The organism is Streptomyces sp. NPDC005151 (assembly GCF_053599875.1).
In genome coordinates this window covers 153,758-175,595 of sequence record NZ_JBSFYR010000004.1, presented here as the reverse complement: position 1 = coordinate 175,595, position 21,838 = coordinate 153,758, and the positions used below count along the sequence as shown (strand labels likewise).

Genomic DNA, 21,838 nt, shown 5'->3' with positions numbered 1-21,838 from the left:
CACCGACGGCTTCTCCAGGAGGTGCTTTCTTTGCAGACTCTTGGCCACGGCATAGTCAACCGCCTCACCCGTCCCACAAGGACGGCCGGCGCGTCGGCTCCGCAGACCAAGGAGATTCCTGTGAAGAAGACCCTCGCCTGGGCCGTCACCCTCGTGACCGCGGCCACCTGCACCCTCGGTGCCGCCCTGCCGGCGGCGGCCGCGAACGACACGACGGCCACCGCCGTCACCGCCGCGGCCAACGGCTCCGCGATCGACACCTCCCGGCTCGACCCGAAGACGAAGGCCCTCGTCGACGAGCTCCTCGCCAAGCTGCCGGCCGACTGGCAGGAGCGCCTCCAGGCAGCCAACGCCAAGTACGGCATAGGCGACGCGCAGTGGACGGAGATCCGCGACAGCGTCATCAACCCGGGCGACTACAAGTGCCAGAGCACGGAGCTGACGGCCTACGCCCAGGGTCTGCTCAAGGACGCCGAGGACCCCTTCCTGATCTTCATCCTCTCCCTGGTCGGTGCGTTCGACCTCCCCACGTACGATGCGCTGCTGTTCGGCAGCGAGTCCAAGTCCAACACATTCGGTGTCAACGGCGAATACACCAACAAGCTGACGTCGGAATCCAAGGACCTGAAGAAGTTCTGGGACGTCTACTCCGACGACATCCAGCTCATGCCGATGCACGGCGCCGACGTCTTCTCCTCCCCCGAGCGCGCTGCCCGCACCCTGGCCGTGCTGTACGGCGGCACGCCCGAGAGCAACCTCGACTTCGCCGAAACGCTCATCGAGCTGATCAACCTCGAGCCCGTACTGAAGGGCGGCGCCAACCCGATCTTCACGTTCAACGCGTTCGCCTTCTCCGAGAAGGGCGACCCGCAGCCTCTGGGCATCTCCGACCGCATCGTCATGGGCGACGGCATCCTGGAGGCCATGCAGGCCATCGGCCTGGGCGACACAGCCCCGCGCGCCATCCTCGGCCACGAGTTCGGCCACCACGTGCAGTACGAGAACAACCTGTTCGACAACACCACGCTGACCGGGCCGGAGGCCACCCGCCGTACCGAGCTGATGGCGGACGCGTTCGGCACCTACTTCCTCACGCACGCGCGCGGCGAAGCCCTCAACACCAAGCGGCTGCTGGGCTCAGCCCAGTCCTTCTACCAGGTCGGCGACTGCAGCTTCCGCAGCAACGGACACCACGGCACGCCCAACCAGCGGCTCGCGGCGTCCACGTGGGGCGCGAGTGTCGCCAACGACGCCGCCAATCAGGGCCACATCCTGCCCTCGATGAAGCTCGACGAGCTCTTCGAGGCGAAGCTCCCCGACTTCGTGAAGCCGGACGCGACGAACTGAGGAACGTCACCCCGGGTGAGCGGCCCGGTGCCGGTGCGCGGCCCCATGGCCGCGCACCGGCCGCCCCATGGCCGCGCACCCGGGCCGCCGGCGTGCGTGTCCACCACGACGAGACGCACTACGTCTGGTCGCCGGTCCGGACGCGGCGTCGCGGAGCCGGACCAGCGCGCATCCTCACCCGTCGGGCTGGGGACGACTTCGCGTACCCGCTCGGCGCGTCGGGCCCGGTAGGCGGCCTGGTGACCGATGCCACCCGAGGCGCGCTCAGCGCGCCGGTGTGACCAGCCCCATCTCATAGGCGGTGATCACGAGCTGAACCCGGTCCCGGGCGCCCAGTTTGGTGAACAGCCGTGACACGTGCGACTTCGCAGTGGCCACCGTGATGAAGAGATCCTCCGCGATCTCGGTGTTCGACCGGCCGCGTCCGACCAGGGTCAGCACTTCCCGTTCCCGCTCGGTGATGCCCTCGACCGGCCGTGGGGAGCGCTCCGGGGCGGCCCCGGGGCGCCCGACGAAGTCCGCGATCAGACGGCGCATCACACCCGGCGCGATCAGTGCGTCGCCGGCCGCGACCACGCGGACCGCCGCGAGGATGTCGTCCAGCGCCATGTCCTTGACCACGAAGCCGCTCGCGCCGGCCCGGAGCGCGCCGTAGACGTGGTCATCCTCGTCGAAGGTGGTCAGAACGAGGATACGGGTCGTTGCCGGACCGGCCGTGATCAGGCGAGTAGCCTCGATCCCGTCGATGCCGGGCATCCGGATGTCCATCACCACGACGTCGGGGCTGACATCCCTGACGAGTTGGACCGCTTCGGCGCCGGTGGAGGCTTCACCGACGATCTCCAGGTCGGGGTGATCGGCCATGAGCACGCGCAGTCCGGACCGTACCAACGGCTGGTCGTCGGCGAGCACGACGCGGACGGTCATCGGGCCTCCACCGGAACTCCGACGGGTTCGGGCAGCGGCAACCTGGCCGCCACGCGGAAGCCGCCCTCGGGACGCGGCCCGGCGCTGAGGTGGCCGTGCAGCAGGCCGACCCGCTCCCGCATGCCTACGATGCCGAAGCCATGGGCCGAGCCGTTCTCGGTGGCGCCGCACCCGTCGTCGACGACCTCCACGGACAGCTCCTCGTCCCCGTAGTCGATGGCCACCCGGCAACGCCCGGTGCCTGCGTGGCGGACCACGTTGGTCAGCGCCTCCTGCACGATACGGTAGGCGGACAGGTCGATGTCGGCCGGCAAAGGACGCTGCTCCCCACTGCGGCCTACGTAGACGCGTACGCCCGCGTCCGCGGTCGCCGCCGCCAACTGTTCGACGTCATCAAGCCCCGGCGAGGGCGCGAGCGGTGCCCGCCCCGAGGCCGCCTCACCCGGGTCGGCCTGACGGAGCGCCACCAGCGTGCGCCGAAGGCCCGACAGAGTCTCTCTGCTGGTGGCCTCGATGGCGCGCAGCGCTTCGCGGGCCTCCGCGGGCTGTGTCTGGATGACCCGGCTCCCCACCCCGGCCTGGATGGCGATGATGCCGATACTGTGCGCGACCATGTCGTGCAACTCCCGTGCGATTCGCAGCCGTTCGGCGGTAACGGCCTCGGCCACCTCCTGCGAACGCAGCGCCACCGCGTGCTCGCGGCGCTCGCGACTCAGCAGACCGACCATGCAGGATGCGGCCAGCGCCAAGAGGGCGATCACGCCGTTGACGCTCAGGTTGTCCCCGTGCGCGAAGCCGCCGATCAGCAAGGCCTGCACGGTGAAAGATACGGCCACGGCAACGATCGAAGCTCGCCGCGTGCGGGTGGCGACAATGAATCCCAGGACGAGGTCCACCGCCAGAAACGACAGAAACTGGCCCTGGAACGACACCGCCAGGCTCGCATGGACGGAGCCGGGAGTGAACACCACCACGGCGGTGGATCCGAAGAGCGTCAAGGCCAGGGCCAGCAACGGCATCCGTCGCAGCACACCGACGAGCAGGCTCACAGCCAGCAGCGACCCGACAGCGTGGACCGTGCCCGAAGCCCGCGGCGCGCCCCCCACCAGCAGAACCAGCATGAAGAGGTACAGGACACCCCCCGCCCAGGCCATGACCTTCGTTCTGGTCATCGGCGGTGTGCCCTTTCGAGAGGGAGGTTGCGATGCGAAACGCACGCGGGCAACGGGGTGGTCGGTGTGGCGTCCATGCCGCGAGCTTATTCAGCCGCTGCCCGCGCGGCATCGGCCCGGGGATGTACGCCCGCGGGCTAACCCGGCCGCGCGATTGCCGCCCCCGGCCCCATGCCCGGACGAAGACCTCCCGGCAGGGTTGCTCCTGTGATCGAGGTCAATGAACTCACCAAGCGATACGGCGGCAAGACCGCCGTCGACCATCTGTCCTTCACCGTGCGGCCGGGCCAGGTCACCGGATTCCTCGGCCCCAACGGAGCCGGCAAGACCACCACCCTGCGGGTGATCCTCGGCCTGGACGCGCCCACCGGCGGCGCCGCCACCGTCAGCGGCGTTCCCTTCCACCACCACCCACGCGGACTGCGGCACGTCGGCGCCCTCCTCGACGCCGGCCAGGTGCACGGCGGACGCAGCGCGGCGGCCCACCTGTCCGCCCTGGCCCGCAGCAACGGCATCCCGCTGCGTCGGGTGGAGGAGGTGCTGCAGGAGGTGGGGCTGGCCGAGGCGGCGACCCGCCGCATCGGCGGGTTCTCGCTCGGCATGAAGCAGCGGCTCGGTATCGCCACAGCCCTGCTCGGCGATCCGCCCGTGCTGATGTTCGACGAGCCGATCAACGGCATGGACCCGGAGGGCGTGCTCTGGGTGCGCCGCCTCTTCCGGCGTCTGGCGGCCGAGGGGCGTACGGTCTTCCTCTCCAGCCATCTGATGTCGGAGATGGAGAACACCGCCGACCAGCTCGTCGTCATCGGCCGGGGCCGGCTCATCGCCGCCGAGTCGGTACGGGACTTCGCGGCCCGCAGCACCCGCCTCAGCGTCGTGGTGGGCACACCGCAGGCCGCCGAGCTGGCAGCGGTGCTGACCGCCGCAGGCGCGTCGGTCGAGCCGGAGGGCTCGGCGGGCGCCGAGAAGCTCGTCGTGACCGGGCTGCCGGCGGACCGGATCGGAGCACTCGCCTTCGAGAACCGGATTCTGCTGAACGAGCTGACCACCCGAACCGCCTCTCTGGAGGAGGCATTCATGGAACTCACCGCCGACAGCGTCGAATACCTGGCAGGACAGCCCCGATGACCCCACTCGCCTCCGCCCCCATGACCACCTCGGCCGCGCCCGTCGCCGAGCCGCCCGCCCGCTTCCGCGACCTGCTCGCCTCCGAGTGGATCAAGATGCGGTCGCTGCGCTCCACTCCGTGGACGATCACACTCACCACCCTGTTCGTCATCGGATCAGCCGCTGCGGCGGCATTGGCGGACTACAACAACCTCGCCGGCGCCGGCCCGAGCACGCGGCAGCCCCCCGACTTCCTGCCCTTCGACGCCTATCCGCCGGCCGGCTACTGGACGCTGATGCTCGTCGCCGGCAGCATCGGCGCCTTCACCGTCGTGAGCGAGTACAGCAGCGGCCTGATCCGCACCACCACCGTGGCCGTACCTGCCCGCAGCTCGGTTGTACTGGCCAAGGCGGTCGTCACCGCAGCGCTCTGGACCGTGGTCGGCACGGTCATCTCCACCGGTTCCTTCCTGGTCTCCCAGGCCATCCTGAACGGGCGGCACGCCGGGGTCACGATCACCCACCCCGGGGCGCTCAGGGCGCTGGTGGCATCCGCGCTGCTGGCCCCGGTCTGCGCACTGATCGGCCTGGGCCTCGGGGTTCTGATCCGGCACAGCGCCGCGACCATGGTCACCAGTACCTTCACGCTTCTGATGCTGCCCCAGCTCTTCTCGCAGAGCGAGCGCTGGTCCGCCGACATCAACCACACGATGGTGGTCAGCGCCTGGAGGCGCCTGGTCCAGAACTGGGGGCCGTCGCCCGACTCCCAGATGTTCACCGCCACGGTCCCCGGGGCCTGGATCGTGTACACGCTCTGGCCGCTCGTCGCGGTCGTGCTCGCGGTGGTCGTCGTGCGGCGCCGCGACGTGTGAACGTGCCTCCGGGGAGCGGATATCGCGCCCCGAGGCACATGCCAGGGCGAGGCTCCGGAAGCTTGTCGCACCCTCGATGAGGGTCTCTCATCAATGGTCATCTGTGAAGGCGATCGTTCGGGCGAGCCTGGCCGTGGCCACGCTCGCCGGTATCGTCGGCGCGGTTCTCATGGCCCTCATAGGACAGGTTCTGTCCTGGCTCGGCCAGGACGCAGCCGTCGTCGACCTAGCCCTGCCGGGATCGGTCCTGTGCGGCGACTCGGCAAGGATCCGGGCGGCTGCTGCACGCGCCCGAGTTGGCGCCGCTGCCCACGATGGTGGAGGCGACATGGGTGCCGTGGCCCGATCCGTCCTGGACCGTGGCGGCGCCCGCACAAAGCTCCGAGTGGCTGTCAGCCGGTCCTTGACGTCCGCGTTGTTGAGGTCCACGCCGGTGTCGAGGAGGCGGCCTTGACGCACTTGCCGTCCACGCCCTTCGCCCAGACCTCGGGGGCGCCGATCTGCGGCACGCTCTTGTCGAGGGATGCCTTGACCTTTCCGTCGTACAAGAGGCGGGAGACCTTCGATGCGTTCGGGGCGGTGACCGTCCTGCTGTGCCGGGGCGGCTCGGATCAGCCGTCTCGATGCGGCGGCGATGTTCTCGGCGAGGCGCTGTGGGCGGGGTCTTACCTGTATGCGGGGTTGCCGCCGGCTGAGAAAAACGCTTGGACTCCGCGGGCGCTGTCGCGGGACACTGAGGTTCCGGGCCTGGCCTCCCCGTACTCGCACATCTGCGTCGCCACGAGCTGCGCGGGGGCTCTGCCGCCGTGCCCCGCCTGTCGCACGACGACCCGAGCGACGCACTCACTCGAACTGAAGCTCCGCGCGGCCACTGAGGCAACGGCTTCACCTCGCAGAAGTACGAGGCGGGCTGCCGCACGACCACACAGGGTTGGTATGGGATCGCCTGAATCGCGCGAAGCGCCGGGCAGGAGCTCGGTGCTCCTCGCACTTCGTTACTATGGACGGGAGTTGGCCAGGCTTCGGCGGCTGACGGTGCCCGCGATGCTGTTGCCGGCGCTCGGCAACATCGGCATTGCCTACATCGCGCCGCTGGTCGTCGCGAAGCTCGTCGGCCGAATCGCCGGCGACGCCGGTACCTCCATCGGCTCGACGCTGCCCTACGTCCTTGCGTTCGCCGGCGTGCTGCTCCTCGCGGAGACGCTGTGGCGTATCGGCCTTCACTTCCTGAACCGTCTCGACGCCCTCGGCATCGAGCACCTTTACGTGATCGGCATGGACGAACTGTTCGCCAAGGACGCCGCGTTCTTCCACGACAACTTTGCCGGCTCGCTGACCAAACGGGTCCTGAGCTTCGCCTCCCGCTTCGAGGAGTTCGTCGACACGCTGACGTTCTCGGTCGTGGGCAGCTTCGTGCCGCTGGTATTCGGGTCCGTGGTGCTGTGGCACTACGAACCGCTGCTCGTTGTCGGGCTGTTGGCGATGACCGCGCTGTGTGCGACGCCCCTCATCCGTCGCCGCCAGTCGCTCGTCGGCCAGCGCGAGGAGGCGATCGCCCGGGTGTCGGGCCACGTCGCCGACAGCCTGATGAACATGGACACGGTCCGGGCGTTCGCCGCTGAGAAACGCGAGGCCGCCGAGCACCGGTCCCGCGTCGCGGAGTCACGGCGGCTCACGCTGAGGTCGTGGGACTACGGCAACCTGCGCATCGACACGCTGGTCGCGCCGATGTCCGTGCTGACCAACGCGATGGGCCTGCTGCTCGCGGTTACTCTCGGCGGTGGTGGGCACGGCGTGGAGGCGGTCGTTGTCGCCTTCACGTACTACACCAACGCGACGCGGATCATGTTCGAGTTCAACCAGATCTACCGCCGCCTGGAGAGCTCGATGACGGAGGCCGCGCAGTTCACCGAACTGCTCCTGACGCCGCCGACCGTGCTCGACCCGGCGTCGCCGGAGCCGCTGCTGTCCCGGGCCGCCGATGTCCGCTTCGAGCAGGTGACCTTCGCCCACGCGGGTGCGGAGCCGCTCTTCGAGTGCCTCGACCTGGCCGTGCACAGCGGGGCGAAGATCGGCCTCGTCGGCCGGTCCGGCGGGGGCAAGACCACGCTCACCCGGCTGCTGCTGCGGATGACGGACATCGACGCCGGCCGGATCCTGATCGGGGGTCAGGACATCAGCACGCTGCGTCAGGCCGATGTGCGCAGCCTGATCGCCTACGTGCCGCAGGACCCGGCGATGTTCCACCGCACGCTCCGGGACAACATCGCGTTCGCCCGGCCGGACGCCACCGACGCCCAGATCCGCCGCGCGGCCGAGGCGGCGCATGTCACGGAGTTCGCCGACGCGCTGCCGGACGGCTTCGACACCATGGTGGGCGAGCGCGGTCTCAAGCTGTCCGGCGGACAGCGCCAGCGGGTCGCCCTCGCCAGGGCGATCCTGCGCGACGCGCCGATCCTGCTGCTCGACGAGGCGACCAGCGCCCTGGACTCCGAGAGCGAGATCCTCGTCCAGGAGGCGCTGTGGCAGCTCATGGACGGGCGGACGGCGCTCGTGGTGGCGCACCGGCTGAGCACGGTCGCCACGATGGACCGGCTCGTAGTCCTGGACCGCGGTCGGATTGTCGAGCAGGGCACGCACCAGGAGCTGCTCGCGTCGGACGGCGCCTACGCGAAACTGTGGCAGCACCAGTCGGGCGGCTTCCTCGACGACACTCCCGCGCCGCAGGCCGGCCTGCACTGAACGCTAACGGCCTCCCCCGCGATAGGGAGTGGACCAGCGCGCGGCGTCGGACGCGGTGCATCGCAAGGCGGAGGGGTGTCCACATACTGGGTGTATTCGGGTGTTCCGACAAACGCAGGCGCGGGGCGATGGTTTGCCAGGGATAACTGGCTGAATGTCAGGAAAGCTCCGGCATCCGGCATCCGGCATCTGTCGGGCCTTCGCCGCGCTGCTCGTCATGGATGTTGTCTGTACAACTTGTTCTATCTCGCGAAGCGGAACCTTCGCTTCGCGTTTCATCATTGAACTCTTTCCCCCTGCACGCTTCTTGCTCATGAAACCAATCCGTGCAGCAGCAAGAGCCACTCTTGTCCTGCTGTTCTTCGCACTGGGCTTCGGTGCCCAGCCTGCATTCGCGCATGTGTCGCCACAGCACGCCGAACTCGTTGTCTCCACCAAGGAGAACGTCACCAGCGGGCGACTCATCGTTCACCGCGACGTGGTGTCGCCCGACGAGGCAGGCGCTTGGGCGTCGCGCCTTCTGTCTGCTTCCTGCCCGGCCAGCGGCTCCGGCGTCGCGGGCGACAGCGGCGGAGTCCCCGGCGGTGTGGTCGTCGAGCTGGCGTGGGGCTGCCACGTCGACCAGCTCGATCTGACCGCGATGCTGAAGGAGGGCGGACTGACCCAGGCCGTCGTCGAGTTCGACGGCAATACGGTCGATGCGACCGCGGCCACCCCGGTCGTCGACGCGACGGGCGCTCATGAGGCGGGCCCCGGCTTCCCGTGGCGCCCCGTGGTGCTCGGCACGGTCCTCGCCGTCATCGCGCTGGTGGCCCTGCGTTGGGCGCTCCAGCGCCGCTCGCAGTCCCAGTTCCCGCAGCTGCGCCAGGCGGGCAGCCGCCGTCGTAAGCAGCTGGTCGCAGCCGGTGCCGCCGTGGTGGCGGGTCTGGTGCCGTCCGGCACGGCGTTCGCCGCCGACGCGGCGCCGGCCGGCGACTGGGTGTCCGTCCAGGGCGCGGTCTTCGAGGACACCAACGCCAATGGCGTACGGGACGCGGGTGAGGCCCCCATGGCCGGCGTCGATGTCACCGACGGATCCGTCTGGACGACGACCGGCGCTGACGGCTCGTACACCCTGCAGATGGACCTGACCCGTCGGGAGACCGACCTGGTCAACATCGTCTCTCCCAACGGCTACACCCCTGTCCTTCGGGAGGACTCCGTCCCGCAGTACTTCCACAGGGTGCCCGAGAGCGGTCCGCGCACCGGTATCGACTTCGCCCTCGTGCCGGACCCGAACGCCGCGAAACCCACCGAGAAGTGGATCATGGACTCCGACGGCGAGGTGTCCAACACCTCCGACGCCGCGGCACGCGGCACGCTGCCGGAGTGGACCGGCCAGGTCGAGGCGATGTCCGAGGTCGACAAGGCGTCGATGGTGATCACGACCGGCGACCTCACGGTCACCGACTACGCCTCCGAGCCCCGTCGGCAGGGTGGCTACGACATCCTGCGCAAGGGCCTGACCGACGGCAAGCTCGGTATGCCCTTCTACCCGACGATCGGCAACCATGACTTCGGCGGCACCGCCACCTCCCAGGGCTATGCCGGCAGCATGGAGTACTGGCGCCGGAACATGGGCCCGGAGTGGTACAGCTTCGACCGCAACGGCCGTCACATCGTCGTCCTCGAGGACAACTACGACTCCAGCGGCCTGAAGCCGCAGCTGGAGTGGCTGCATGAGGACCTCAAGCGCCACGCCGTGGGCAAGCAGGTGCTCGTCTTCGCGCACCGGTCCCTGTTCACCGTATGGGGACCCGGCGCGGGTATGCAGCCGACCATCGACGAGCTGGCGAAGTACGACGTGCGGATGTTCGCCGCGGGTCACAACCAGCAGGCCGAATACCGCCGTGGTGCCTTCCAGCGCTCGGTCGAGGTCAACAACCAGGGCAAGTACGGCATCGACGGCTCCCACCCGGACTACAAGATCCTCGACTTCTCCTCCATCACCGACGACCCGAGTACCAAGCAGAACGAGGACACCGGCTATGTGACGGGCACGCACCGGCAGTTCAACGTCGATGACGATGCCGCGCTGGTCAGCCCCGCACACGACAGCGTCCACCCCGCCAGCGCCAAGATCCCGGTCGAGCTGTACGCCGAGGACGACGGCCGTACCCCGGACACGGCGACCCTCACCATCCGCGACGGCCGCGGCCGTACGGTCAAGCAGGAGAGCGGACTGAAGTTCGGCGCCGGCCGCAACCGGACGGGCATCGAGAACTGCTATACGGCGCCCGGCGGCAAGCCGGAGCCCTGCCCGGACGCCCGGACCTCTTGGACCCGGGTCAGTGACCGCATCAAGGGTCTTGGCCCGGGTACGTACACGGCGGAGATGACCGCCGTCGACACCAAGGGCAAGGCGTGGCCCACCATCGAAAACACCTTCCGGGTGGTGCCCGACAGCCAGCTGGCCAAGCCGAAGAGCGGCCAGGACTGGACTCGTCAGGGCCGCGACGAGGCGGGACGCTCCGCGAGCACGGACAATCCCGGCGCCGAGCTCGACCTGCGCTGGGCCGCCAACACCGGTGAGCAGTTCAACCTCAACGGATCGGTGATCGCCGGCGACAAGGTGATCGTCTCCTCGCGGGCGTTCGACTCCCCGTACAGCATGATGCTCGCCTACGACATCAAGTCCGGCCGCGAGATCTGGCGCACCTACCTGGACGGCGACGCAGAGTCGGTGCCCACCCTCCACGACGGCAAGGTCTACCTGACCACCGCCGTCGGCCGGATCTACGCTCTCGACGCCGAGGACGGCCACGTCGTCTGGCAGACGATCGAGGACGAGCAGCAGCACGGCGACACCGTGCGCCGCTACGGCCGGGCCGGTGGTCCGGTCAGCGTCTTCGACCTGGAGGGCGAGGACCGCACCGTCGCGGTCTACCAGAACTGGAGCAAGATCCAGTGCCGTGACGCCAAGAGCGGTGACCTGCTCGGCGGCTTCAACGGAGCGGCCTCCTGGGGTCAGTTCCACAGCACGGCGGTCCGCCGGCCCGGCTCCAACACCGCCTACCTGCAGACAGGCTCCAGCAACACGCTGGTCGCCATGGACCTCGCGACCTGCAAGCAGCTGTGGGTGCAGGACACCGACGGCGGCATCGACAGCCACTCCTCCCCGGCCCTCACCGATCCGGCCGGCGGTGACCCGCAGGTGGTGACGGTGACCCAGAGCGGTGTTCGCGGGCACGACCTCAAGACCGGCAAGGTCCTGTGGAAGTCCGCGGCGAACGACCCCTGGACCTGCGAGCCCGGCAAGGCTCCGCTGACGAGCGCCGCCGTCTGGGGCGACATCGCCTACGTCGCCGGCCGTGACGGTGTCGTCCGCGCCTACGACACCAGCGCGGCCGACCCGAGCAAGCCGCTGTGGGAGACCCCCGTCGGCTACCTGCCCGGGGAGAGCCCCCTGGATGACAAGTGGCGGGTGGCCGCCGGCTGCACCGAGGGGCCCGGATCCCCGGCGATGCACGCCCTGGTGACCAAGGATCTGGTGTACGCGGGCACCTGGGACGGCCGTCTGCTCGTCCTGGACCGCGCCACCGGCAAGCGGCTGACCGAGTACAACCTGGGTGGCGGAGTCGCTTCGGCCCTGTCCGTCAGCGGTGACTGGGTGATCGCCCTCACCGACGACGGGTCGATCCATGCCCTGGCGGCCCGTCAGCCCCGCCACGGCTGACCGGTAACCCGGTAGTACACCTCTCTCGCCCTGTGAGCTGCCTCCCCGGCCAGGGGAGGCGGCCCACAGGGCACTCCTGATCGGAGCACCCCTGTGCACACCCTCAGCCACGCCTGCTCCAAGGCGGCCCGCCTTCTTCTCGTCGGCGTGCTCACGGCGCTGGCGCTGCTCGGCCTCGCGGGCACGGCGGACGCGCACCCTTTCGGTTCGCCTCCGGTCGCCAGGATCAAGGCCGACGGGAAGGCGGTCGAGGTCATCTGGTCGGCCGCGAAGGACGACCTGGCCGTCCTCCGCAAAGTGTCCGACGCGGCCGGCATGTCCGAGGCGCAGTACCTCGGCTCGCACATCCGGCTGAGCCAGAATGGCCGGTCATGCCCGCTGGACCACGCGGACACCGCGCGCCTCGTCGACGACGGCGCCCACCTCCGCTATCTCTGCCCGAATGCGGTGGCCACGGTCGCCATGACCGTCACCGCACTGAACGACGTCGACCCGAAGTACCGCACGATCTCCGTCACGGAGTCGGGCGACGGCGGTCTGCACACCACCACTGAGCCGACCCGAACGCTCGCACTCGGCTCGTCCGGGAGCGGCAAGCCGGATGCGGCGGCCGGGGCGCAGGGCGCATTCAGCATCTGGACCACGGACCTTTCCGGACTGCTGGAACACCGTGTCGTACTGCCCCTGGCGCTGCTCGTCGCGGCTGCGGTGGGAGCCTTTCACGCCTGCGCCCCGGGACACGGGAAGACGCTCGCGGCCGGCTTCCTCGTGGGCGGCCGAGGGAGGCCCCGGGACGCGGTATCGCTGGGCGTCATCGTCGCCGTGATGCACACCGCGTCCGTCGCCGTGCTCGCCGTCGGATTCTGGCTCGCCGCGGAGAACGTCCCCGACGTCGCGGCGCTGACAGGCTGGCTGCAGCTGATCGCCGCCCTGATCGTGGTGGGCGTCGGGGTGGGACTGCTCCGGCGCCACCTGGGTAACCGAGGCCACGCACACGGACACAGCCACGACCTTGAGCACAGCCATGACCACCACCACGGACACAGCCACAGTCATGGGCACGGCCACAGCCACAGCCACCCCCACACCCTCCCCGGCGAATCCCTGCTCAGCTGGCGCGGCATTGTGCTGCTCGGCACCTCCGGCGGTCTGCTCCCCTCGCCGTCGGCCTTCCTCGTCCTGCTCAGCGGGCTGCTGACCGGCCAGGTCTGGGCTGCGCTGCTGATGGTGGTGGCGTTCGGATGCGGAATGGCGCTGACCCTGACCGGCGTCGGTCTGATCGTGCTCCGGGGACGCGATGCGCTGTTGACCCGCGCCTCCAACTCGCCGAAGCTGCGTGCATGGACCCGGCGGGCACCGATCGTCGCCGCCTCGGCCGTAGTCGTCGGTGGTGGCTTGTCCTCCCTACTCGCCGCAGGACGCGTCCTTGCTCCCTAAGGGCTTGCAGATCTCGCCGGCTACTGCGCGATGAAGGACCAGGGAAGGGACGACTTCGACGTGGGCGCTGACAGGGCGTCGACGCTCGTCGGGATTCTGCGACGCGCGGAGCACCACATCGCGGAGAACGCCGCTGTCGCCGCGGCACGCGATGACATCAACAGCGCCTACCTGCGGAAGTTCTCGATCGGTACCGACGTACTGCGCGGAAAGATTCGGGGTGGCGGGCGACGCCACGTCGGCCCGTGCGCTGGAACGGCTGGAGCTGACCCTGTTCGCCGCGTCCGACGAGTGGACCCGGCGCGGCCTCGGCTACAACAACGCCCTGTTCATGGCGGCGGAACTCCTGCTCCTCGGTGATGTCTCCATCCTCCCGGCCGGGACAGGCCGCCACGAGGGCCCCGAAGCCATGGTGCAGCCAGCTGCACCATGGCTCGGTCGCGGCGGAGTTGGTCACACCACCGACGAGCGGGAGACGACCGAGTGGTCCGGCCTCGGCCCGGACCCCCGGCCCCTCGGCATGTGCGATGCGTACTCGCTCAGCACTTTCCCTGCCGGAGGGGTCGGTAAGAGGAGCCGATCCGGTATTCACCGGCCGCCGACACCTTCAGCCGTGTCCACTCGCCCGCCCGTTCCAGACATCCGGTGTCGGCCTGCAGCCAGGGAGAGTAGGAGATGCGCAGGATCACCGACCCGCGCTCGCGTCTCCCGGGCGGGGCCGGTCCGGCACCGCTACGCTGTCGGGCGCACGCCGAGGTTCCCCTCTTTCTTGCGGACAGGTGGTTGGATTTGCTGTACATCGCGTTCCTGCGCGGGATGAATGTGCCGGGCCGTTCGGTGAAGATGGAGTACTTGCGCGGCCTGTTCACGGACATGGGATTCGACTCCGTGCGCAGCTACATCCAGAGCGGGAACGTCTTCTTCGAGTCCGGCGAGACCGACCGTGCCGTGCTCAGTGACCGGATCGGTGACCATCTCGGAGAGACGCTCGGCTACGAGGTCGCGGTCTGCCTGCGTACGGTCCCGGAACTGGAGGCGCTGATCGCGCTCGACCCGTTCAAGGACGTCACGGTCACCCACGACATGCGCTGCTGCGTGGTGTTCACGACCGAGCGGATCGATGCGGACCTGGCTCTGCCGCTGATCTCCCCGAAGAAGGACATGGAGATCATAGGCAGCACCGAGTACGACGCCTTTGTCGTCTGGTATCTGATCAACGGCAAGGCGCCCGCGGCCAAGGGCTTTCAGGAACGCGCGCTGGGCCGCGACGCGACGACGCGCTACTTCCACACCGTGGTGAAGATTCTCGACGCGGCCAAGAAGGGCGCGCACTGACGCTCAATTCCGGGCTTGGCCAAGGCCGGCATCCCCTATCTGATTCCGGACGGGGAATCGCGGGTGGGCGACGCATGGTGAAATCGCCGGGATTCGCTGGAGCTGTTCACGATCGCCCCTTCTCGCGTGAGCCCGGGCCCGATCGGCAGCCTCGCCGGCATCGCCCTTCGACCCTCGCCGCCCACATCTGTCTCAAGGCGCCCGCGTCTACAGGCGCGGCCACGGCCGGGCCCCGAGGCGTTCGATGTCGGTGTTGAAGCGCCTCAGACAGGAAGCGAAGGCGGCGATGTCTTCTTCCGGCCAATCGGCCATGACCCGGTCCAGGGAGCGGACGATGCCCTCCCTTTCCATGTCGAGTACGCGTGCGCCCTCGTCAGTGATGCGGAACTTGCGGGCCATGCCGCCGTCAGGGTCCGGAATGCGCTCCACGAGTCCGGTGCGCATAATCGCAGCCGTCTGCCGGTTCAGGGTGGAGGCGTCCAGTCCGAAGGCGTCGCTCAGTTCGCCGATCGACATCGGTCCCTGCACGCGAATACGGCTGAGCAGGATGTAGGCGCTGCGCTCCAGGGCCCCGTCCCTGCGGTGTTTGCCTCGCTGGTTCAAGAACGTGTGGCGACTGAGCAGCATCTGCTCGTACTCAACCTCGTGTGTTGCCCGGGCCATGCGCCTGTCGCCTCCTGCCTGTTGTCGGGCCACTCTCGCTCTCGTCCGGGCGGCCCGCTCTCCATTCTCTCATAGGCGTGCATCATGCATGTAAAGTGCTCGATGCATAGAAAGTGCCTGGTGCACATCCAGTGATTGGTCACCCGTGGCGTTGCGTCCGGCGAGGGCGTGTGCCGGTTTCGACGTGTCCGATGCCGTGCTCGGCCAGCGGGCCGACGCTCAGACCGAGTCGACGGCACTCGGCGAGCAGGCCGGGCAACGCATTCAGCGTGGCTCGCCACGCGCCCGGCGCGCTCCATCCGTCCGCGTCGTGCAGCAGCACGGTGCCACCGCCGGTCAGACCTGCGAGGACCGATGCCCTTACGGAGCGGGCATCGGCGTCCGCCGTCCAGTCCCGGCCCCATGCCGACCACAGCACCGGTCGCAGCCCGGCGCGGCGGGCAGCAGCCAGGCGGCCGCCGGTGAGGATGCCGTAGGGCGGCCGGTACCACTGCGGGACGGTCCCACAGATCTGCTGTACCGCGGCGGCGGTTCGCTTCACCTCCCGTACGTCGCGCAGCGGTGTGGGGAACCAGGGGCGCTCGTGATGCCAGCCGTGCACCGCGACCTCGTGGCCACCCGCCACAAGCGCCCGGCCGAGGGCGGGATGACGTTCCAGCGAGTCGCCGACGACGAAGAAGGTGGCCCGCACCCGGTACTTGTCCAGGACGTGCAGGACGTGCGGGGTGCTGACCGGGTCCGGCCCGTCGTCGAAGGTCAGTGCCACGTGAGAGGGATGACCGCGGCCGTCCAGCGCGGGGCTGAGGATCCTCCGTACGGGCGGCAGCCAGGTGGCGGCGGGCCCCATGTGCCACGCGGCAGCCACCCCGGCGGCCACACCCAGAGCGCCGGCCACCGCGCCGGACGACACCGCCGTCCGCCCTGCGGCGGAGCGTCTTACCATCGCTGTTCGTCCTTTCCGGAGACCACGGGGGAACTGCTCAGATGCACGCTGGCGAACGCGATGAGCCCGAGCGCCGCAGCCTCGGGCAGCACCCGCCAGCCCAGTTCGATCCGCTCCTCGAACAGCAGGACGCCCAGAATGACGCTCAGCAATGAGTCGCCGAGAGTGAGCGCGGGCTGCGAGGCGGCCAGCGAGCCCGCCCGCAACGTGGCTTGCAGCATCAGGAACGAGCCCAGGCCGACGGCCGCGGCCGCGTAGATCTGCCACGTTGTGAACAGCACCCCGACTCCGCCGGACAGCAAACCGAGCGTGTCCTTGATCAGCGCCGCGGTGAAGGAGAAGCCGATGGCGGTCGCAGACCCCAGCGCCGCCGCACGGGCGGAGCCCCGCAACCCCATTCCCACCATGATCAGCACGAGTGACACGGCGACGGCGGGCACAGCACTGAGCAGCCACCTCCTCGGCGGCACGGTCTCCACGCCGCCCGTCGGACTGGCCAGCAGGAGGAAGGCCGCCAGGCCCAGCGCCATACCGATGAACGCCCCCCAGGTCCGCGCCCCGGGCGGCCGCCGGAAGACGGCCGCAGCCAGCACCGACGTGAACAGGAGCTCCGTCGTCATCACCGGCTGCACCACAGCCAGTGGCCCGGTCGCCAGGGCGAGGGCCTGCGCCAGCCCCGAGACGAGCAGCAGTCCCGCACCCCAGCGCCAGGCCGGTCGGCGGACGAAGCTCAGGCTCCCGAGGCGATGGCTGCCCGTGAGGCCGGGCAGGTCCGCTGCCGCAGCGCGGCGCTGCAGCACGGAGGCTGCCGCGTTCCCGAGCGCGGCGAACAGCGCCAGCATCACGGAGACGATGATCACGTGTCACCCACCCTGCGCGCGTGTCCATTGCCGGGGGCCCGCTCAGCCGAACCGCATGGCCAGCTTGCGGAAGAGCTGCGGAGCCACGCCCTGCAGCCGCCCCGGCACGCCCAGCCAGCGCGGCACGGTGATCTCGTCCCGGCCACCGGCGAGCGCCTTCTCGACCGCCGCCGCGACCCGCCCGGCGGGTACCGGCCGTGGCCAGGACCGTGTGTACGGGGTGCCACGGCGGGTGAAGAACGGCGTGTCCACGGGACCTGGCAGCACCAGGCAGACCTGGACGCCCGTGCCCCGGAGTTCGTAGCGCAGGCTCTCCGCGAACGCGATCAGCGCGCCCTTCGTTGCCGCGTAGACCGCCTCGTCCCGTACACCGAACCGGCCGGCGACAGAGCCGATCAGTACCAGCCGGCCCGACCCGCGGGACACCATCTGCGGCAGCACCAGGCGGACGAGGTGGAGTACGGCGCAAATGTTGACACTCACCAGACGGTCCACCGTGGCGGGCGGCATGTCGGTGTACGCGCCCGCCCAGCCGAGCCCCGCACCGGCGACGAGCGCGTCGACTCTTCCGCTGTGCGCCAGTGCCGCCTCGGCCAGTTTGCGGCAGCCCTCCTCGGAGGCCAGGTCCATCGGCAGCGCGGCACCGGCGGTGCGGGCGGCGACACTGCCGAGCCGGCCCTCGTCCCGCCCGTTGAGCAGCAGCTCCCATCGCCCGCCGGCCGCGAGCCGTGACGCGATTTCGGCGCCGATACCGGAGGAGGCCCCGGTGATCAACACGACAGGCCGCGGGCCGGGGGCGGGCGGACCGGCCGCAACCGACTGCGTCGCGTCGGTCCCGGTTGCCGGGGTGCCGCGGGCTGGGTGGCTCTTGCGCATGGGTTTCCGTCCTCCGGGGCCGCCGACATCCTGGTGAAGCACCAGCCTGTAGCGGCCCCTACCGAGTCATCCTTCATGCAACCAGCGCACCGGCAAACGCGCTCGTCCGCACCTGGGCTAACGGCCCGCCCGTCCGGGGTTGGCGCACCGGCCGCGATGCGAGGAATATCCAAGAATGGGACGCCGGATTCTGATCGTCAGCGCGAGCATGGGCGCCGGACACGACGCCGTGGCCGCCGAACTGGCCGGGCGGCTGCGGGCCGGCGGCCATCTGACCGCGCGTGTGGACCTCCTCGACATGCTGCCCCCCGGCGCCGGGCGTGGGCTGCGCGCCGCATACCGCACGGCGCTCCGCCACTGCCCAGGGACCTACGCGGCGGTCTACTCGGCATTCTTCTGCGACCGCGGAGACCAGCGCGACCGGAACGGCTGGGCGCCGAGCACCGGGCCGCTGGCCGCAGCCCTGGAGCCACGCCTGCGCGATGTCGTCGAGCGCTGGCGCCCGGATGCGCTCGTCTCCACCTTCCACCAGGCTGCTCAGGTCACGGGGCGGCTGCGGGCTCAGAGCGGTGACTGCCCGCCCAGCACGGTCGTGGTCACCGACTTCGCCGTACACCGGCAGTGGCTCCATCCCGGCAACGACCTGCACCTGTGCCTGACCGAGGCCGCCGCGGCACGCATCCGTGCCAGGACCGGACGCCCGGCCGAGGTGTGCGGCCCGGTCGTGCCTCCGGCCTTCGCCGCGGCGGCCCACGAGAATGCGGGCGAGCGGCCGTCGCGCTGGGCGCGGGAGTTCGCGCGGCGCGGCCCCGGCCGGCCTGCCGTGCTGCTTTCGGCCGGTGCCTGGGGCGTGGGGCAGGGGCTGACCGCCACCGCGCTCCTGCTCGCCGGCGCAGGCCACCTTCCGGTGCTGCTGTGCGGCAAGGACGAACGACTGCGGACCCGCGCTGCGATGCTTCCCGGCGTCCTGGCGCTGGGCTGGGTCGAGGACCTGCCTGAGCTCATGGCGGCATCGAGCGCCCTGGTGGACAACGCCGCGGGGCAGACAGCCGTGCAGGCCCTCGCCGCCGGCGTACCGGTCGTCGGATACCGGCCGATCCCCGGCCACGGCGCCGAGGGCGTCGGTGAGATGGCCGCCGCAGGCCTCACCGAACACGCTGCCGACACGATCGGGCTGCTCAGCTCACTGGACCGGCTGCTGCGCCCCGGCCCCGACCGGGACCGACGGATCGCCGCCGGGCAGGCTGTCTTCACCGCAGACGCGGCCGAACTGGTTGCCTGGTGAGCGGCGTACAGCGGGAACGTACGGACGCTTGTACCCGGGCGGTGTGCCGCCGACGCGGGCCACGCTCGCGTCAGCGGCACGGGGCCGCGTCAGGGACGCAGCAGTGCCTTGATGGCGCGGCGCTCGTCCATGGCGCGGTATCCCTCGGCGACCTCGTCGAGGGACAGCGTCAGATCGAATACGTTGCCCGGGTCGATACGGCCGTCCCGGACCCGACGCCCCCGCAACGCCGCAGGAAGTGGAGCTGGGCGCTATTGAGAAGTGCGAGGGTCGCCTCCATGTCGAACGCATCACCAAGGCGCTCAGCGTCATAGCAGACCCCATGCCCGCCCAGGTCAGGACGGTCCTGAACGATCTCGGCTACATCAACGAGCGCATCCACGACCTCAAGCAGTCCGGCGCGACCACGCGGTTCTTCCTCGACCTGCGTTTTATGGGCAGCTCGCTCTGCCTGGACGGCTCAGTGACCGGCACAAAGGCCGTCGTCGAAGCATTCGGAGCCCCCGAGACCGGCCCGTTCACGCCGGTAAAGCGGAAGCAGTGACCACCGGCTTGGCATGATCGGATCGCTTAGACTCTGATCACATGCTGAGAAACCGCTCCTGGGCCGGCTGCGCGCCAACCGGCGCACCCCGGCCCTGCAGTTGGCGCGTTCTTGCTCGGAGTCCGGGTCCGCGACGATTTTCTTGCTGGCTGGGAGCTCACACCGCACGGCGACGCATTTTCGGACGCTGAACCGGAGTAGGAACTCGCGGCTCGTCGGTGTTGAGAGGGGGCGCCGGTCCCGTGGTTGATCGACGGCTGACGTCTGGCGGGCGTGGGCAGCCCAGTCCCCGACGGCCGCCTTCCGCCACTGACCGCCCGCGGATGTGGATCCCGAGAATCGGGGCGAGGGCGTGTTGTGGACGTGGTCCAGGTTGGTCCGCGTGAATGCGCGGGGGCGGACTTACCGGTATGTGGGACCTGTTGAGTTGCGGGACGCGGTCCGCCCTGGCGACGAGGGGCAGATCATCAGGTCGATGGCCGACCTCGAAGGCTGGGCTTCTGAGCGCGCGCAGGGGGAGCTGGAAGAACCATTCACCTTCGTCGTCGGTCCGGACGGTCTGCTGCGCCTTGCACCACGTCGTAGTGAACACGTGGCGTGCGCCGGCGGCGAGCGGGTTCTTGGCGCCGGTGAAATGGGCTTCACCCACGAGTCGGGGCGTGCGAACGATGCCAGGAACAGAACATCGTGCGGGAGGACGACTTCGTCTGTGTCTTCTGCGGCAGCCATCTTCCGCTGACGTGGAATGCGGACCCGCAGGGGGAGAGCGGAACGGCATAGCCACTCGTCCGGCGCCGCAATCAGCACGGTGGTCAGATGCGGAGGCGCGGGCGTCGAACAGAAACGTGCCCGCCTCTCATGGACGCCGCCTTCGCCGCCTGCCCCGGAACAGCGGCCCCGCGACGCCGCCACCGACGCACCGGCGCGGTGACGCTGTTACCGAGCTCCCTGCACTGGCCGTGCCAGCTCGACATTGAACTGGGCCCCGGCCAGCAGAGCGAGATTGGTGAACCAGACCCAGATCAGGAAGACGACGAGCCCGGCGAGCGATCCGTACAGCCGGCTGTAGGAACCGATGTGGGTGGCGTACAAGGTGAACCCGGCCGATGCCACGAGCCACAGGGTCGCGGCGAGCACTCCGCCGGGCAGCCCTCGCCGCTGCCCCTTGGCCGCCGCCGGGCCGGTACGGAACAGCACCGTGATCAGACAGGCGACGAGAAATATCAGGATGGGCCACTTCAGCAGCGTCCAGACCGTGTCACTCGCGTGTGCGAGGCCCATCCGGTGTCCCAGCCAGTGGGCCAGCGGCCCGGTCAGCACCAGCGCGAACGCGCTGGTCATCATCAGCAGGAGCAGTCCGACGGCGGTGGTCACGATGATGTGCGCCTTGCGCAGTGCGGGCCGTGTGTCGCGGACGCCGTACAGGGCGTGCAGAGCACGGCGGAAGACGGCCAGATAGCTGGAGGCGGACCACACGGCGCTGATGGTCCCCGTCGCGACCAGCAGCCACACGGCGCCACGTTCCTGGGTCGCGGCCTCCAGGGGTTCGCGCAGCGCGGCGCCGGACTCCGCGGGAGCGAAGGCCGTGATGTCGGCGATCAGCGCGTCGGTTGCTCGGGGGTTGGCCAGGCCGATGAGGGCAACGGTGACCAGGAGCGCCGGGAGAAGGGCGAGGATGGCGTAGTACGTCAGGGCGGCGGCCCAGTCCGAGAGGTCGTCGTTCCACAGGGAGACGGGGGTGCGGCGCAGGGCGGCCCGGTAGTGGGCCGCCCGCCCCGAGGGCGCGCCCTGGCGAGGGACGGGTCCTGAGGCGGTGGGTGTGGTCTTGCTGGGCACGCTGGTCTCCGGGGGGACGTGGTCAGGCACGGCGCGGCCTGGCGGCGCCGGGGGAGGCAGTGGATCCCCCGGGGTACGGACGTCCTTTGCTACCACCTTTCCTCGTGCCTCCGATCATGGGTCGTACTCCTGCCGTGTCCAGGGCCATGCACTACCGGACGAGTCCGTCCTGGCTGC

General features: G+C 69.8%; 17 protein-coding genes and 2 pseudogenes. 10 read left to right on the top strand and 9 right to left on the bottom strand.

What is annotated here, in order from left to right; genetic code table 11:
- The first annotated feature begins 120 nt into the window (after nt 1-120).
- Nucleotides 121-1,347 carry a hypothetical protein gene (locus tag ACWD6R_RS04580; RefSeq protein WP_451817348.1) on the top strand — a complete coding sequence of 409 codons (1,227 nt, stop codon included), beginning with the start codon at nt 121-123 and terminating at the stop codon, nt 1,345-1,347.
- Nucleotides 1,348-1,611: 264 nt separating this feature from the next.
- Here the strand turns inward: ACWD6R_RS04580 and ACWD6R_RS04575 are convergent, their stop codons facing one another.
- On the bottom strand, nt 1,612-2,274 hold the full coding sequence (locus ACWD6R_RS04575) for a response regulator (RefSeq protein ID WP_451817347.1): 663 nt from the start codon (nt 2,272-2,274) through the stop codon (nt 1,612-1,614).
- Nucleotides 2,271-3,428 (bottom strand): sensor histidine kinase, encoded by a 1,158-nt coding sequence (locus tag ACWD6R_RS04570; RefSeq protein WP_451817346.1) that lies wholly within the window; start codon nt 3,426-3,428, stop codon nt 2,271-2,273. The genes ACWD6R_RS04575 and ACWD6R_RS04570 overlap by 4 nt, the downstream gene beginning before the upstream one ends.
- 225 nt (nt 3,429-3,653) lie before the next feature.
- On the opposite strand from ACWD6R_RS04570, the gene ACWD6R_RS04565 reads away from it, so the two are divergent.
- Together ACWD6R_RS04565 and ACWD6R_RS04560 are read left to right on the top strand one after the other, a co-directional pair.
- Nucleotides 3,654-4,574 carry an ATP-binding cassette domain-containing protein gene (locus ACWD6R_RS04565; RefSeq protein WP_451817345.1) on the top strand — a complete coding sequence of 307 codons (921 nt, stop codon included), beginning with the start codon at nt 3,654-3,656 and terminating at the stop codon, nt 4,572-4,574.
- Nucleotides 4,571-5,425, top strand: coding sequence for an ABC transporter permease (locus ACWD6R_RS04560; protein WP_451817344.1), 855 nt, complete (start codon nt 4,571-4,573; stop codon nt 5,423-5,425). The genes ACWD6R_RS04565 and ACWD6R_RS04560 overlap by 4 nt, the downstream gene beginning before the upstream one ends.
- Before the next feature lie 392 nt (nt 5,426-5,817).
- Here ACWD6R_RS04560 and ACWD6R_RS04555 read toward each other — a convergent pair whose 3' ends face one another.
- A complete protein-coding gene (locus ACWD6R_RS04555; protein WP_451817343.1) occupies nt 5,818-5,973 on the bottom strand; it encodes a hypothetical protein in 156 nt (51 codons plus the stop codon).
- Nucleotides 5,974-6,361: 388 nt separating this feature from the next.
- Between ACWD6R_RS04555 and ACWD6R_RS04550 the strand changes: the two genes are divergently transcribed.
- The 4 genes from ACWD6R_RS04550 (at nt 6,362) to ACWD6R_RS04535 (ending at nt 14,654) form a co-directional block, all read left to right on the top strand.
- Nucleotides 6,362-8,167, top strand: coding sequence for an ABC transporter ATP-binding protein (locus ACWD6R_RS04550; RefSeq protein ID WP_451817342.1), 1,806 nt, complete (start codon nt 6,362-6,364; stop codon nt 8,165-8,167).
- A 313-nt stretch (nt 8,168-8,480) separates the two neighbouring features.
- The gene (locus ACWD6R_RS04545; protein ID WP_451817341.1) at nt 8,481-11,882 is read left to right on the top strand and encodes an outer membrane protein assembly factor BamB family protein; all 3,402 of its coding nucleotides are present in this window, start codon (nt 8,481-8,483) and stop codon (nt 11,880-11,882) included.
- Between the two features lie 93 nt (nt 11,883-11,975).
- Nucleotides 11,976-13,319 carry a nickel/cobalt transporter gene (locus ACWD6R_RS04540; RefSeq protein ID WP_451817340.1) on the top strand — a complete coding sequence of 448 codons (1,344 nt, stop codon included), beginning with the start codon at nt 11,976-11,978 and terminating at the stop codon, nt 13,317-13,319.
- Nucleotides 13,320-14,108: 789 nt separating this feature from the next.
- Nucleotides 14,109-14,654, top strand: coding sequence for a DUF1697 domain-containing protein (locus ACWD6R_RS04535; RefSeq protein ID WP_451817339.1), 546 nt, complete (start codon nt 14,109-14,111; stop codon nt 14,652-14,654).
- A 207-nt stretch (nt 14,655-14,861) separates the two neighbouring features.
- Here the strand turns inward: ACWD6R_RS04535 and ACWD6R_RS04530 are convergent, their stop codons facing one another.
- The 4 genes from ACWD6R_RS04530 to ACWD6R_RS04515 form a co-directional block, all read right to left on the bottom strand.
- Complete coding sequence (locus ACWD6R_RS04530) at nt 14,862-15,317, bottom strand: MarR family winged helix-turn-helix transcriptional regulator (RefSeq protein ID WP_451817338.1); 456 nt, start codon at nt 15,315-15,317, stop codon at nt 14,862-14,864.
- Between the two features lie 139 nt (nt 15,318-15,456).
- Entirely contained in the window at nt 15,457-16,260 is an 804-nt protein-coding gene (locus ACWD6R_RS04525; RefSeq protein ID WP_451817337.1) for a polysaccharide deacetylase family protein, read from the bottom strand.
- Nucleotides 16,254-17,120 carry a DMT family transporter gene (locus tag ACWD6R_RS04520; RefSeq protein WP_451817336.1) on the bottom strand — a complete coding sequence of 289 codons (867 nt, stop codon included), beginning with the start codon at nt 17,118-17,120 and terminating at the stop codon, nt 16,254-16,256. Before ACWD6R_RS04520 ends, ACWD6R_RS04525 begins: the two co-directional genes overlap by 7 nt.
- A gap of 42 nt (nt 17,121-17,162) precedes the next feature.
- Nucleotides 17,163-17,996, bottom strand: a complete 834-nt coding sequence (locus ACWD6R_RS04515; RefSeq protein WP_451817335.1) for an SDR family NAD(P)-dependent oxidoreductase — start codon at nt 17,994-17,996, stop codon at nt 17,163-17,165.
- Between the two features lie 175 nt (nt 17,997-18,171).
- On the opposite strand from ACWD6R_RS04515, the gene ACWD6R_RS04510 reads away from it, so the two are divergent.
- The gene (locus ACWD6R_RS04510; RefSeq protein WP_451817334.1) at nt 18,172-19,281 is read left to right on the top strand and encodes an MGDG synthase family glycosyltransferase; all 1,110 of its coding nucleotides are present in this window, start codon (nt 18,172-18,174) and stop codon (nt 19,279-19,281) included.
- 89 nt (nt 19,282-19,370) lie between these two features.
- Here ACWD6R_RS04510 and ACWD6R_RS04505 read toward each other — a convergent pair.
- Nucleotides 19,371-19,496: pseudogene (locus ACWD6R_RS04505) on the bottom strand (IMP dehydrogenase); the annotation flags it as partial.
- 23 nt (nt 19,497-19,519) lie between these two features.
- Between ACWD6R_RS04505 and ACWD6R_RS04500 the strand changes: the two are divergent.
- Nucleotides 19,520-19,825 carry a hypothetical protein gene (locus tag ACWD6R_RS04500; RefSeq protein ID WP_451817333.1) on the top strand — a complete coding sequence of 102 codons (306 nt, stop codon included), beginning with the start codon at nt 19,520-19,522 and terminating at the stop codon, nt 19,823-19,825.
- Nucleotides 19,826-20,207: 382 nt separating this feature from the next.
- Nucleotides 20,208-20,605: pseudogene (locus ACWD6R_RS04495) on the top strand (hypothetical protein).
- 156 nt (nt 20,606-20,761) lie between these two features.
- On the opposite strand, the gene ACWD6R_RS04490 reads toward ACWD6R_RS04495, so the two are convergent.
- Complete coding sequence (locus ACWD6R_RS04490) at nt 20,762-21,661, bottom strand: YihY/virulence factor BrkB family protein (protein ID WP_451817332.1); 900 nt, start codon at nt 21,659-21,661, stop codon at nt 20,762-20,764.
- Nucleotides 21,662-21,838: the final 177 nt, after the last annotated feature.